9 protein-coding genes are annotated in these 14,883 nt (G+C 47.5%); 3 read left to right on the top strand and 6 right to left on the bottom strand.

Annotation, left to right across the window (positions count from 1 at the left end; translation table 11 throughout):
- Positions 1 to 37 precede the first annotated feature (37 nt).
- On the bottom strand, positions 38 to 4,243 hold the full coding sequence (locus tag IC230_RS05180; RefSeq protein WP_191037924.1) for a PA14 domain-containing protein: 4,206 nt from the start codon (positions 4,241 to 4,243) through the stop codon (positions 38 to 40).
- Positions 4,244 to 4,988: 745 nt separating this feature from the next.
- Between IC230_RS05180 and IC230_RS05175 the strand changes: the two genes are divergently transcribed.
- From IC230_RS05175 to IC230_RS05165, 3 genes are all read left to right on the top strand, one after another.
- On the top strand, positions 4,989 to 6,611 hold the full coding sequence (locus IC230_RS05175; RefSeq protein ID WP_191037923.1) for an NADP-dependent glyceraldehyde-3-phosphate dehydrogenase: 1,623 nt from the start codon (positions 4,989 to 4,991) through the stop codon (positions 6,609 to 6,611).
- Positions 6,612 to 6,676: 65 nt separating this feature from the next.
- Positions 6,677 to 7,666: an ABC transporter ATP-binding protein gene (locus tag IC230_RS05170; protein WP_191037922.1), complete on the top strand. Its 990-nt coding sequence runs from the start codon at positions 6,677 to 6,679 to the stop codon at positions 7,664 to 7,666.
- A gap of 57 nt (positions 7,667 to 7,723) precedes the next feature.
- On the top strand, positions 7,724 to 7,906 hold the full coding sequence (locus IC230_RS05165) for a hypothetical protein (protein WP_191037921.1): 183 nt from the start codon (positions 7,724 to 7,726) through the stop codon (positions 7,904 to 7,906).
- Positions 7,907 to 7,980: 74 nt separating this feature from the next.
- Here the strand turns inward: IC230_RS05165 and IC230_RS05160 are convergent, their stop codons facing one another.
- The 5 genes from IC230_RS05160 to IC230_RS05140 form a co-directional block, all read right to left on the bottom strand.
- A complete protein-coding gene (locus IC230_RS05160) occupies positions 7,981 to 8,943 on the bottom strand; it encodes an AAA family ATPase (protein WP_191037920.1) in 963 nt (320 codons plus the stop codon).
- An 81-nt stretch (positions 8,944 to 9,024) separates the two neighbouring features.
- Entirely contained in the window at positions 9,025 to 10,401 is a 1,377-nt protein-coding gene (locus IC230_RS05155) for a peptidylprolyl isomerase (RefSeq protein ID WP_191037919.1), read from the bottom strand.
- Positions 10,402 to 10,534: 133 nt separating this feature from the next.
- Positions 10,535 to 12,880 carry a peptidylprolyl isomerase gene (locus IC230_RS05150; RefSeq protein ID WP_191037918.1) on the bottom strand — a complete coding sequence of 782 codons (2,346 nt, stop codon included), beginning with the start codon at positions 12,878 to 12,880 and terminating at the stop codon, positions 10,535 to 10,537.
- A 106-nt stretch (positions 12,881 to 12,986) separates the two neighbouring features.
- Complete coding sequence (locus IC230_RS05145; RefSeq protein ID WP_191037917.1) at positions 12,987 to 13,694, bottom strand: hypothetical protein; 708 nt, start codon at positions 13,692 to 13,694, stop codon at positions 12,987 to 12,989.
- Positions 13,695 to 13,785: 91 nt separating this feature from the next.
- Positions 13,786 to 14,844 (bottom strand): agmatine deiminase family protein, encoded by a 1,059-nt coding sequence (locus IC230_RS05140; protein ID WP_191037916.1) that lies wholly within the window; start codon positions 14,842 to 14,844, stop codon positions 13,786 to 13,788.
- Positions 14,845 to 14,883 lie beyond the last annotated feature (39 nt).

The raw sequence follows: 14,883 nt of genomic DNA, 5'->3' as shown, positions 1-14,883 counted from the left end.
AAGCTTCTCAGAGAATAGTCGCCTTATTATAGGGCGGCTATTCTCTGAGAAGCACTTTACGACTAATCCGTTTATTCCCCTGACTCAATATTAGAATATAATGGCCCCGATTAAGTTGACCCACATCTAGTTTAATCAGGTTGTTGCCTGCTGCAATTGGGTATTGCGTCTGCAAGATAGGCTGAGCCATGGTATTAATTAACTGAATCGTTGCTTCTCCTGTAGTTTCAGCCTGGTAACGTATCCACAGATTTACCTGGGCAGGTGTGGGATAGACCAGCATAGGTAAATTGATCTCGGAATCACTCTCACCAAACGAAGCTAACCGGGCAGAGGGTGTCGTTGCTGCATACAACCGTTCCTTGGGAACAACCTGCTGACCTTGGCCAGGATATGACCACAATAGCCTGGCTACGGCACCACCCTCGCCTTCGAAATATTCCATACGAATATCGTACCGCTGGCCAGCCGTTAGATTTAATGATGTACCATTATTAGTTGTTGGTGCATGACCATTCCAGTCATTTACCAACTGAATACCATTGACCCAAAGACGCACACCGTCATCGGTATTAGTACTAAATACGTAAGAGCCGGTTACAGGAGCTTCAACCTGACCCGTCCAACGGATGGAGAAGTTGTCTACACTGATCGTGCCAGAGGCTGGCGAGCCGTACCCCCAATCAAAATCAACGTTAGCGTCTGTACGGGTTAATACGATGGGGGCATTCAGAGTCGTATTGTTAAAGTATTCAGCCCGGAGACCATGACCTGTTAATGAGGTTGACGCAGTAGTATTCAATCGCCAGAACGCTGAAGCCGGAATAACCTGTTTACCTAAACCAGGTCCAGCATAACGTACAGTAAGCGCCTGATCGCCTGGTCCTTCATAATACAGAATAGTGATTGCATGAACGCCGGCTTTTAGACCAATAGTACCTGACCGCTCCTGTTCAGCGTGTCCACCGTCGTTGTTGACCACTTCAGTAGTTCCAATAAAAAGTTTACTGCCATCATCTGAAGAGGTATAAAAACTGTATACTCCATCTGTTGGTACATTTATATATCCGGTAAAACGTAACCCGAAATTGTCTTCCCGGTTGCGTACCGCGAGCGTAGGAGTGCTGCTTATACCCGTTTTGACAGGACTTAGTGCATTAAAATCGGGCAAGCTACTCCAATTTCCCTCATAATAGCTGTAATCCAGACCCACAGTGGTATTCGCGGGATTGTCAGCATCCCGTAATGTAGTCTGAGGCTCCTCCTGGCTATACGCCACTCTCCACATATTCGATGCCGGAATTGGCTGCTTGTTCAGACCTGGACCACTATAGCTAACTGTTAGGGCTTGGTCTCCTCCTCCCTGAAAATAGGGTATTGTCAGGGCGTGTAAGCCGGCTTTTAGACCAATAGTACCTGACCGCTCCTGTTCAGCGTGCCCACCGTCGTTGTTGACCACTTCAGTAGTTCCAATAAAAAGTTTACTGCCATCGTCTGAGGAAATGTAAAACGTATAAACCCCATCCGTTGGCACGCTCACGTAGCCAGTGAAACGTAGTGCGAAATAGTAATCTTTATTACGTACCGAGCGGGTAGGGATAGAACTGGTGCCGGTCTTAACGCTGGCAAGGGTTGTGAAGTCGGGCAAGCTACTCCAGTTTCCTTCATAATAGCTATAGTCTAACCCAGCAACCGCATTGGATGGGTTCTCCGGATCTCGAAGTGTAGGAGACGGGGGGGGGGGCGGTGTTGTATTAACTTCCTTCATCAATAAAAGTGATGAGAAAGGAGCTACAGTTACCTGGTTGGTATACGTGTTGTTTTTAACATCCCGATATACACCGTCGATTGACTCTACCTTGTTTTGGAACGTGGGGTTATAAATCAGTTTAATGTAATCGTCTGGATTAACATCAGTCAGAGTTGCCTCCTGTAGCCGGATATTATCCAGCCAGGCCGTTTGACCATCTTCTTCGACCTGAATGACCAGAATAGCATTTGATTCGTCAGCAGTAGCGGTGAAAGTTGCCTCGTAGCTCTGTCGCCCATTTCCGACCACAAAAGACGCTCTGGCTGCCAGATCGCTATAGTTGCCCACTAACTGGCGGGGAAATACCTGAATTCGCTTTCCTGACGCTGACGCAATTCCATCGAACAAAAGCTGATACGTTTTCCCTTTTGCGACGGTGCCAATACTAACAGTGGCTAGCAAATAGGCATTGTTCTGATTAGAGGCCGAATTAAAGGAGAGACGTAGTGATCCACCATCAAGTCGATTTGTGTTATCCCAGTCGACCCGACCATTGCCATAAGGTGACCACACATTCCAGCCGTTAATATCCCCCGCAAATGAGTGGTTAAGTACGCTGGCCCCTACCTGACCGACGGTTTTTGTTTTATAAGTAATCGGGCTGTTGAATGAATTACGGTCCTGGCCCCACTTTGCCTGCCACTCGGTAAGAGTGGCGCTCTTTCCTGTCAGGCCTGACCCTGGATTATACACCATCCAGATTTTAAACTGGTCTTCAAAAGGACGAACGTAGTAATTGTTATCAAACTGACCATACTGATTCAGATCGTTTGCGTTCGACTCATAAGCAACTACACCCTGGTCGGGTAAACGGCTGAAAAATATATTGTCCTGAACCACATTATTTCGGAAGGTACATAGATCATTATACCCCATTCGAAACTGCTCTTCGTTGTTGTTAAAGCTGGTATTATTCCTAACTGTTACGTTCGACGTAGCCCGCAGAAGAATTCCTTTACCCCTGGAATTAAATGTAGTGTTACCGACTATTTCACTGTTTTGGGAGCAGTCGTCCAGAAAGATGCCGTTGGCCCCTGAATAGGTTCCGTAAACCATTCCTTCCAGAGCCGCAAGGCCGTTAAAAACAATGTTTGACACTATATGCAATCCGCCAGAATTACTGTGGTTTCCATTCCAGGAATAAATGCCGCTCCCGTCACTTTTGGTCTGGCAGAAGTTAGACACCACATTATTTCGAACAATCGTGTTGTTAAAGATTGACATACCATTATAGCCGATGTGGTCGAGTACGTTATTTTCGATTAACACGTTAGCGACGGCCGACGAATGAAGTCCACTATAGGTTCCGTCCCCGCTTTTTCCGCGCCCAGGAATTACGCCAATGCGCTGGATGGTATTGCCTCGTGCGGTAAAATTCTGGTAACCATCAATATGAAAACCATTGTTGTTGGCATCTTCAATTAAATTGTTCTCCAGCAGTACATTACTTCCCGTTCCCAGAATAGCGATTCCATCGACTCCTGAATTTGTTACGTCATTGCCAGATAAAGTCAGGTTGGAACAGCCAGAGGCCAACAAGCCAATGTTCAATGTCTGCGTTATCTGCAAATTACGGATAGTAATGAACGACGCATTCGTCAGATTCACGCCCTCACTGAAAGCAGTTGCCGTGATCAGTTGATTGTTTGGGTCGTTCTGATTATCGTACAGGCGAATCGTCTTGTTAATCGGATTATAATACCATTCACCGCTCTGGTCCAGGGTAGCCGGGTGATTTTGAATAAAAAATCCCCAGCCATCTGTTATGTCATACGTGCTGTTATTGGCGAGTATAAGCGTATTGCCGTTCTGATTGGTGATACTAGCACGGTCCAATATCCATTGAACTGGCCGAACGACTACTTCGCCACCCGTCCAGTCGGTAGAAAATCCCTGCTGACTAGTCAGTTGTGTTTTCCCGCTGTGAGACTGAACGGTCAAATACCCTTTGTTAGCATCGCTCAGATTCGGGTAACGACCCAGCGGCAGGACTGATCCATTACGATAAACCCCTGTTACCTGACTACCACAAGACGGGCAGTTAGCTTGCCATGTGCCATTACCTATATTAGTCCAATTGCTAACGGGCACAGAGGCCGCCAATACAGGTTTATTGCCTGATCCGTAGGCATCAATGACAATGGGCTTGTCGGATGAGCCCGAGTTACGTAGCTGCAAACTACCCCGAAATGTGTCGTTTCGCCGGAACAGTATCTGATCGCCGGGTTGTAATGACAGGCTGTTTACTTTCGCAATCGTCTGAAAAGGTGACTCGATCGATCGCCCAGTATTGTTGTCACTGCCTGAAGTTGCTACGTAATAGATTGTTTGCCCAAAACCTACTGAAAAACAACTAATTAATAGCAAAAAAATAGGCGCAATACGGTCTAATACTACCGTTCGCCGAACGGAGAATTTTTTCAGATTGTACACAAGTCACAGAATTAAAGTTGGATGAGAGCTATTTTGAGCAGATTATAAGAGCGCAGAAGAAAGTCCCTTTATAATCGCATAGAAAATTACTCAGGAGTCACGTAGCTTGCAAGTAATAAGTTAAAATATTTCAAAATACTTTTACTTATTACTTGCATTAATATAAAAACTTCACCTTTTATTAACAATAACCACTATTACGAAAGGCGGGGAAGATATTCTCAAAATAGTACGATGCTCAATTCCACTATAATATCACAGCATTCACGTTTTGTAGTTTTATATATATGTAACTTTAAAATCATATTCATTTAGTAACACTTATGACCATATATTCGCTTTCTATTGACCTTTAACCTCTTTTATTTAACTATTAGAATTGGTTACTCACAGAAAGCCAACCAACACGACGACTGGCTTGGAGTGGGGACAAGGGAAAGCCCCCTTCCCAGCGGCATGGTTGCTCCCGCTTATGAATTTAGCAACAAGCCTACTCTAGTTACTGCATGGTATACGTTCAATGGTGAATCCTTTCAGATAAGCTATACATCGCACTTGGCATCAGTATACTAGTTCCCAATCGACATCTCGGGGTTAAGTTCAGCTAATCAGTTATCACGTAGTTTAATCCTGAAGAAGAATAAGTAAAGGTCACGTAGATAAGCATTTTGTTTTCAATAGGATTGGATTTTGTGGGGCAAATACCGACGTTTGACGCCGTTTGTATTACCTTGTGTTTCCTGCTATGAACGATCCTCAACTTACCCGGCTTTTTCCAGCCGAAGACCAAATTCCTGCTGACTATAGCATTGATCCCATTCATCAGCGCGAGTACCTGCTCAATGGCGAAATGCGTCAGTGGAATGGCCCTGTTTCGGAAGTATATTCACCGGTTTGCCTGCCAACTGCCGACGGTACGTTGCAACGAAAGCTCGTGGGTAGTTTCCCCGTAACAGGCCCAGCCGAAGCGCTTGAAGCACTAGAGGCAGCCGTCGCAGCTTATGACAATGGTCGTGGCGAGTGGCCTCAAATGGCTGTGGCAGCGCGTATCGAGTGTATGGAATCGTTTGTGGGCAAGATGCTGGAGCGAAAGAAGTTAGTCGTCAACCTGATTATGTGGGAAATTGGCAAAAACCTTGCCGACGCGACGAAAGAGTTTGATCGAACCATAAAATACATCTACGATACGATTGATACCCTGAAAACAATAGATCGAAACTCTTCGCGATTTCGGATTGAAGAAGGAATCATCGGGCAAATTCGTCGGTCACCATTAGGGGTTGTCCTGGCAATGGGGCCGTTTAATTATCCTTTGAACGAAACGTATACAACGCTCATCCCGGCTATTTTGATGGGCAACACCATACTCTTTAAAACGCCCAAACACGGTTCGCTACTACACTATCCGCTGCTGGAAGCATTTCGCACAAGTTTTCCAAAAGGTGTTGTTAATTCAATGTATGGGCGTGGGGCAGACGTCATTCCGCCAGTCATGCAGTCTGGAAAAGTGAATGTACTGACGTTAATTGGGTCCAGTCGTGTGGCCGATCAGCTACAGCGTCAGCATCCAAAACTCAACCGGCTCCGGTCGATCATGAGTCTTGACGCGAAAAACGCAGCTATTATTTTACCGGATGCCGACCTCGACGTAGCAGTGAGTGAGTGTCTGCTGGGCTCTCTCTCGTTTAACGGCCAGCGTTGCACAGCCATTAAAATAATCTGGGTGCATCGCTCTGTTGCTGACGATTTCTTACGCCGATTTAGTGCACAGGTAAGTAAGCTGAAACCTGGGATGCCCTGGGATGCGGGCGTACAGATTACGCCCTTACCCGAACCCTCTAAGCCAGATTATCTGGCCGACTGCATTCGGGATGCCGAGGCCAATGGGGCAAAAATCATGAATGAGGGCGGTGGCGAGGTGGCGGAGTCGCTGTTTAAACCGGCCGTCGTTTATCCAGTTAAGGAAGGCATGAAGCTTTATCGGGAGGAGCAGTTTGGTCCTATTGTTCCGGTTGTACCGTTCGATGATACGGAAGAATTTATTGACTATCTCATCACAGACGATCACGGTATGCAGGCTAGTATTTTTGGCACCGATACGAATGCAATTGCGCAACTGATCGATCCCTTAGTCAACTTAGTAAGTCGGGTAAACATTAATGCACAATGCCAACGCGGTCCTGATACGTTCCCATTTACGGGCCGAAAGGACTCGGCAGAGGGAACATTATCGGTGGAAGATGCGCTTCGTTCCTTCTCCATTCGGTCGGCGGTGGCAACAAAAGACACCGATGCCAACAAAGAAATCCTGAACGACATTGTAGGCCACCACAAATCCGAGTTTTTAAGTACGAATTTTATCTTTTAACGTAGCACTGTCGATCCCGATGGATAAAGAAAATAAACCAATCGGGATCGACAGTGCTACTCCGTATGCTCACTGCTAGCAAATTATCAAAATTTTACACCGACGTAACTGCCGTTCGGAATGTATCCTTAACACTTGAGCCAGGCCGGGTCATGGCGCTGGTTGGTGCCAGTGGTTCGGGAAAGAGTACGCTACTGAACCTGTTGGCTGGCCTGTCTGATGCGGATATGGGCGAAGTTCGGTTGAATGGTGATCGAATTCCAGGTCCATCGGACGTACTGGTTCCAGGCCATAACGATATCCGGCTGGTCCATCAGGAGTATCAGTTGATGCCGAACGTATCGATTCGGGAAAATATCGCCTATGCCCTCCGGTTTTTTGAGAAAGATTACCGCGATTACCGGGTCAACGAGTTACTTAAACTCTGTCGCCTGACCGATATTCAGGATCGGATACCCCGCCATGTATCGGGTGGTGAGAAACAACGTACGGCCATTGCCCGGGCCATTGCCGATAAACCAGCCGTTTTACTGCTCGATGAGCCCTTTAGTCACCTCGACCTACCAAACCGACTTCTGGTACGCGATCTCCTGTTCGATCTGGTCCGTCATGAACATACATCGTGCCTGTTTGTAACCCATGACGCTACCGACGCGCTTTCTGTGGCTGATACGTTGGGAATACTACGCGACGGAAAATTAATTCAGTTGGGATCGCCCATTGATGTGTACCGACAACCACTTACGGCCTACGCAGCCCGTATGACAGGACCTGTCAACATTCTGAAGGCAAAACACTTACCAACCTTGCGTTTACCTGAATCCAGCGATCCTGAATCATTAATTTGTCTACGTCCTGAACAGATTAAGCTTGTAGACGATGGGGTTCCGGGAATTGTACAGGCCGTTTACTTCAAAGGAAGTCATTATGAAATCGACGTAGCGATTTCGCGTTACGTATTCTTGCGTCTGTTAACAACCCACGATACAATGCAGGTGAATCAGGAGGTGAACGTAGTGATTCAGGAAAAGGCCGTTTGGCAGCTAAAAAGCTAATTTCTTAACTATTCGGATCGGCGTCAGTTGTGTTAAAAACAAACCCAATCGTGCGTTATGAAACCTGAAGATGACCAACAAGATCCTGGTATAGATGAACCAAATGGAACCGGCGACTTTCTGATCGGCGAAGAAACCGAAAACGTTAAGCCAACAGGAGTCGATGACAAATCGACCGGTATGGGCGACGGAGACAGCGATTATCTCGGCAAAACCAATAGAGATGATAAAGAGGAATAAACGGAAAAGGGACGAAAGGACCAGTGGGATTATCCCTTGTGTTCCTTTCGTCCCTTCTTCGTTTATTCCTTACGTTAAAGCAGCCGCTTAATCAGTTGTTCAACCGAAATCCCCTCGGCTTCCGCCTTAAAATTCCGAACGACACGGTGACGAAGAATAGGCATAGCAACAGCCTTAACGTCTTCAATGTCCGGCGAGTATTTTCCCATCAACAGCGCATTGCACTTAGCCGCCAGAATCAAAGCCTGCGAAGCCCGTGGTCCGGCACCCCATTCTAAATACTGATTCGCATCGGTAGAGGCCATATCCGTATTGGGGCGGGTCTTGTGAACGAGTTTAACCGCGTACTCAACCACGTTATCAACGACCGGCACCCGACGTACTAATTGCTGGAAATCACGAATCTCTTCGCCAGTAATGACGCGTTGGACATCATATCGCTTGTCAGACGTCGTACTTTTAACAATATCCAGTTCTGACTGATACGATGGATAATCCAGATAAATATTGAACATAAATCGGTCCAGCTGCGCTTCGGGCAGTGGATACGTACCTTCCTGTTCAATTGGGTTCTGCGTAGCCAGTACAAAAAACGGACGCCCCAGACTATATTTCTGTCCAGCAATCGTTACCGAGTACTCCTGCATGGCTTCGAGCAAAGCCGACTGCGTCTTGGGTGGTGTCCGGTTGATCTCATCTGCCAGGATAATGTTGGCGAAAACGGGGCCTTTGATGAATTTAAAATTACGTTCCTGATCGAGTGTTTCGGAGCCGAGAATATCTGATGGCATCAGATCAGGCGTGAACTGAATCCGATTGAAATCAAGATCTAAAGCGCCAGCAATGGTCTGAATCAGCAGTGTTTTGGCCAAGCCCGGTACCCCTACCAACAGACAATGCCCTTGACAAAAGATGGCCGTTAGCAACAGTCGAACGGTATCATCCTGACCAATAACGACCTTGGAAATTTCATTTTTTAATTTCTGGTAAGAAGTGGTAAGGGCTTCTGCAGCCGCAACGTCCGATGAGTAAGGCACAGGTAAAAAAGTTAATGATGAATGAAGAATGAAGACTAAAAAGCGAAGAACATGGTTATTCTATTCTTCACTTTTCATTCTTCACTCATTACTGCCAAGGGTAGCGGCACTATTTTGTGTTGTTCCAAATATTCGACAATTGTGGAATTCGGGATCGACGGTGATGTACACGTCAGCAACGGATTTTCGGAACCAGTCATCAATCGCCCGGTTCTTTTTGTTTTGAAGGACAATTGTTTGTAGCTTCTCAAAATCCTTGCTGAAGTCAGCCGTGTGCGGAACAGCCTTACTCTTGAAGTACAATACCCGCATGGCACTTTTACCGTCTTCGGTACGATAGGGAAGCGGTTTTGAAAAACTACCAACCTGCATCGTGTCAAGCAGTTGAAAGAGTGCATACTCCATCGTACCGTCCATAGCCAGTCGGCTACCACCCGATTGTGGATCGCGAAGCAGGCCCCCCGCATCCGCTGTATTTTTATCTTCAGAAAAATCTTTAGCTGCTTTATCGAACTTCAGCGAGTCGATTTGGATCAAATTACGAAGACTGTCTAGGTAACGGGTTGGTCCCGCCAGGTCCAGGCGATTGTAATCAGGACGAAGTAGAATGTGGCGGGCGTGGTATTCAGCACCGCGCGTTTCCAGCAGTTGAATAAGGTGCAAGCCAAAATCCGATTCAATGACATCCGACAACTCATTGGGTTTTAGTCTCAGAGCCGCTCCTTCAAAAGGCGCCACCATCATACCCCGTTTCGCAAAACCTAAATCCCCTCCTTTCTCGGCCGAGCCTACATCTTCGGAATTCTCTTTGGCTAGTTTCGCAAAATCTTCGCCAGCTTCAACTCGTTTTTTCAGGTCCATCAAGCGCTGCCGCAGGGCCTCTTTTTGCTCTTTGGTCGGTTTGGCGAAGCGAACAATCTGGCCCACTTCAACTTCAGCGGGCATGTAAGGCAAGCTGTCTCTGGGAATTGCGTCGAAGAACTTACGAACGTCGCGCGGAGTCACTTTTACGTCGGTCGTGATTTTATTCTGCATTTTCTGAACGATCTTCTGATCTTTCACTTGCTGCCGCAGTTCGCTCTTCAGCATTTCCAGGCTCTTGCCATACGCTTCAACAATGTTCTTTTCGGAACCGAACTGCTGGGCCATGTACTGCATCCGCTGGTCGAGTTCATTGTCGACCAGTTTCTCTTCAACCACTACCGAATCAATTTCTGCTTTAGCCAGCATCATTTTATTGATAACCAGGCTTTCGAGCAATTGGCATTTTTGGGGGGGCGTCTGATTTTGCCCAACATATGACTGATAGGCTTCCTCCAGGTCCGATCGCAACACGTAGTAGTTATCGACCTTAGCGATAATTTTATTCAGACTGACGCCCTGTCCCTGACCAAACGTATGGGCAGTCAGGAAGCAGCCAACCAAGACAAACAGTATACTGCTAATTACTTTTTTCATGATCTAAAGATACGTACAGAACGGCAAGCGAACTGGGTTTTAAGCATTTTTAAGAAGGTAAATTACGCAAATGAATGCCATTGTCTGTTGTAAACGTATTTCCTGTTTACCAAAGTACCTATTTACGGCAAACTTACTTAGCCAATCGCCTGATCTCTTCCTCGTTAACCTTCACCGGATACCTCTGCCGAAGTTGAGCTAACCATTGTTTTTCGAGGGTTGCCTGATAATCATTAATAACGTTTCCGCGGGCTTCGGCAAATGTTTTGGCACGGGCCGGTTCAATGCGATCAATTATTATCGCAACCGATTTGTTATCGCTGCGTAACGTAGTAGTTCCCGCTTTCCAGGCAGCTACCCCATCAAGATAAGCATTCCCTCCCCTGGCAAACGTTCCTTCGGTGATGGTTACTGCCGGATCGCCGGATGCCAGCTGATGTTTGCCGTTGATCACCTTGGCAATGTCGTCTTTTGCCGTACTGAAATATTGAAACGTTACGTTACGCTGGGCATCTTTCACCGTCCCCGGCCGCGTACCCTGATAATCCTTCTCCGTGATTCGACTGAGCGAAACGCCGTTTTTCTGTAAATAACTAACAACATTTCGAATCCGACCAGCAGAAACCGAATCGCGCTCGGTTGGGTCATGTGAACCACTTACTTCAACAACGTAGCCCGGATTACGCATCATCACGACCAATACGTCGAACAGATTTTCTCGTAGACCCGTCGGTAGTGATGTCTGATTTTTTGCGAATGTCAGGGCTGGTGCCGATCGCCGAAGTTGATAAGGTGGCTTGCCTGTAAGCATCGTTGTCGCTTGTTTCAATAAACTATCGTGCTGCGCTACAATAACGGTGGCTACGGCTCGGTCGGGGAACTGATACTTCGCTTTATTTTGCTCGAAATACTGCCGCTGCCCGGTCGAATCGATCATCGAGCGCTCCCATACGTTCTGTTCCATCACCTGCGAGAGCAACACGCCATCGTGAATTTCGCTAATCAAGGCCCGAAACTCCGGTGATTTCTTCTCCAGATTCGCTTCTTCATTTCGCATCAGTTCATCGCCAACAAACCGGTCGAACAAGCGTCGCATAACGAGCCTGGGCACACCGACAACAACAGGTGCCGGCGTAGAATTACTCATAGCAGGATTCCGCGGGGGCTGCTGCCGCTGACGGACGTAATCAAAAAACCGGTTGACCGTATAAGAGCGATCCGCAATTGTTACGATCGGTTTGTTCTCTAATGCCGGATCGAGCGGTTCGGTATACTTCCATTGCCCACGTAACAAACTACTGTCGGCCTTGGCCAAGGCAGCCTCTATCACTGCCTTGTCTTCACGTACCGCATATTCTTTCCGAAGCCGCTGAAGAGCGGCCTGCCGTAGAACTTCAGCGCGTGTGTCGGTTGTGACACGCTGACGAAGTGAAGGCGCTAACGTAGCGTATGGTTCCAGCCCTTTGCGCTCAATAAGCTTAATAATATGCCAGCCGTAATTGGTCCGTACGGGTTTCGAATAATCACCCGGATTTGCCAGGGCAAAAGCAGCATCTTCAAAGGCAGGCACCCAACGGCCAGGCTCAAACACAGGTAGAACGCCCCCATTGGCTCTGGACGTAGCGTCGTCGGATAGTTCACGGCAAACGGTTTCAAACGATTCACCTTTCTGCAAACGATTATAAGCCGCATTGATCCGCGTCTGAGCTGCTTTCTGGCCAACTTCATCAGCTCCCGGACTCATTCGCACCAGTATATGGGCGACTCGCACCCGTCCGCGACTGGGCCTCCGAGCATTCACTTTGATCAGATGGTAGCCAAAGCGTGTCCGAACCGGCTGCGAAATTCCACCAGTCGGCGTCGCATAAGCTGATGTTTCCAGCGGATAAACAAGGCTAAAAGCCGTGAAATAGCCTAGATTGCCACCGTTTGGGGCCGTTGTTGCATCCTGCGAATGATCGCGGGCTAGTTTGGCAAAATCCTCACCAGCCAGCGCCTGTTTACGTAACGTCAGGGCCGTTTGACAAGCCGCCAACGTATCAGCAGGTAGCGCATCTTCAGCCACCGTCAACAAAATATGTGATGCGTTGACTTCTTCCTGCATGCGCTGATAAGCCTCAGCCGCCAGCGATTCCACCAACACTTTATCGGTCAGATACGACTGCGCTAATTGTTTACGATACGTTTTCATCTCCTCACGAAAAGCCTCCGTTGTGTCGCGGCCTTCGGTTTCGGCAGCCAGCACTTTTAACTTCAGATTCGTGTACAGATCGAAATATTCTTTTACATCGGTGCGATGGGTTGAATCAGCGGAAAGCTGATTTTTCGTAAAGGACTGAAAGAAATCGTCGGTTGAGAACTCTTTCGTCCCCAGCGTCAGGATAACTGGCTGCTGAGGTGCTTGTTGAACAACGGGTGTGGTTGTTTTACAGGCCATTACGGCAAGTGCCAGCAAGAATCCGCCTGTGAGTTGGCGCATAGCGTCTGAAAAGGTAATTTTAGAAGTAATGAGAAAACAGATACGTCGGCAAAAACATTCGCTTTAGACCTAACGTATCGGGTTAACCAACGATCAATGAGCTAGTTTATTGATGAGCAGGCTGAATTTTAACCGTTTTCAACGTAACGTCGTAGGTCAGCTGATACTCAAACGAATTACGCATATGGCTTCCGGAGAACATGGCCGGTACGTGAACGAATCGTTGTTTTTTCTGACGTAATGCGGACTCATGCAATTCGACGCTACTTTGTCCCAGCAAATCGTCATCGTCAAGTTTATCCATGAGCTGCAGACCAATCCCCGAAGCGACCAGACCAGCCGATACGTACTTCAGGGGCGTTAATGCTTCAGTAGCTGTTAACAGCAGTCCTACTGGTATGGCAACAATGTTGTGTACCTTCTGAATCTTAGTCAGTGTCTGCTTTGCCTGATTGTAATCATCCACCTCAATCAGCACCAGTGATGCCACAATCTTTCCGTTTTTCGGCAAAGTCAGCTGAATCGGTTTCGCCGGGTTATGTTCTGCCGACGGTGACCCCTTTGTTTGCAGATCAAGTTGCTGACTTTTCTTGATGGCCTCAACGCCCCACCCGCCATTGACAACACCGACGGGTTTATTTTGGGCATCATAACTTGTCAGCGAATAAGCCATCATCACCTCATCACGACCACCAAGCGTTTCTTCGAGATTGACAGCCGTGATCGACCGCGGAACCAGTTCAGCCATGAGAGAAGGCTGCCGTGCACAGCCGACCAGATGAACCAGCGTTAACAGAATTAAAATGATTCGCATGGTTAGTAATTTTGACTGATTGAATTCGTAACTGATTGAATTGGCTGACGCTTTGATTCGATCATTCACGAATTCAATTAGTCGATCATGTTTAAACACTCGGCTCTTGCTGACTCAGGCAATGAAAACTGCCTAATCCCCAGACAATATCCGTTGAGTCGATGCCGACAATTTTACGGTCGGGAAAACACGTACCGATGATGTCCAGTGCCTGCTGATCGTTGGCACAGCGGAACGTTGGCACAATAACGGCACCGTTTGTAATCAGGAAATTAGCGTATGAAGCTGGTAATCTTAACCCGTCACTCACAACGGGATCGGGCATGGGCAATTCGACAATCGTCAGTTGCTTGCCATTAACTAAGCGCATTTGCTTCAATTCGTGATGAATCTCCTGAAGAAACGGATAGTTCGCGTCGTTTTTGTCAGATTCGTAAGCTGCGATAACGGTATCTTCATTGACAAATCGTACCGTATCGTCGATATGGCCATCCGTATCATCGCCAACAATGCCTTCCTCAACCCAAAGCACCTGCTGAACACCGTAATAGTCGCACAGATACTGTTCTATTTTCGCTTGCGTCAGGTGGCTGTTCCGGTTTTGATTCAGTAAACAGGCCCGGCTGGTCAGCACCGTTCCAGCACCATTGAATTCTACCGAACCACCTTCCATAATGATGCCCCCAGTGGATGCTGCAGGCGTTACGTAGTCCAGCTTCCGATAATGAGCAATCTCAACCGGAATCAGATCATCGCGATCGTAAGGCGGATACTTATTACCCCATGCATTGTACCCCCAGTTGACAATCATACGCTCTTTTTTCTCCGGATTAATTAGAAAAGCCGGACCATGATCGCGACACCAGGAATCGTTGGTTGGATGGGGCAGCAACGTAATGCGGCTCATGTCAGCATCGGCCGCCAACAGGCGCATCTTTGCCGCCTGGATAACAATCTCATCGTGCGCGTTGATGCATACGTGTTCGCTTTCAGAGATGGCTTTGATGAAATCGATGTAAGCCGGAAACATCAACTCCTGCCGATCACGTGTCCAGGAGGCTTCGGTATGTGGCCAGCTTAGCCAGGTTGCTACGTGTGGATGCCACTCGGCAGGAAAGAAAAAGCCCTCACGGGCGGGGATCATGGACATACATTACTAAGTGATTGAGTAAATAAGCGATTGATTGAT

Source organism: Spirosoma validum, from assembly GCF_014699035.1.
Classification (GTDB): Bacteria; Bacteroidota; Bacteroidia; order Cytophagales; family Spirosomataceae; genus Spirosoma; species Spirosoma validum.
Note: the sequence above shows the minus strand (reverse complement) of the source record. Positions and strands in the feature narration are given on the sequence as shown.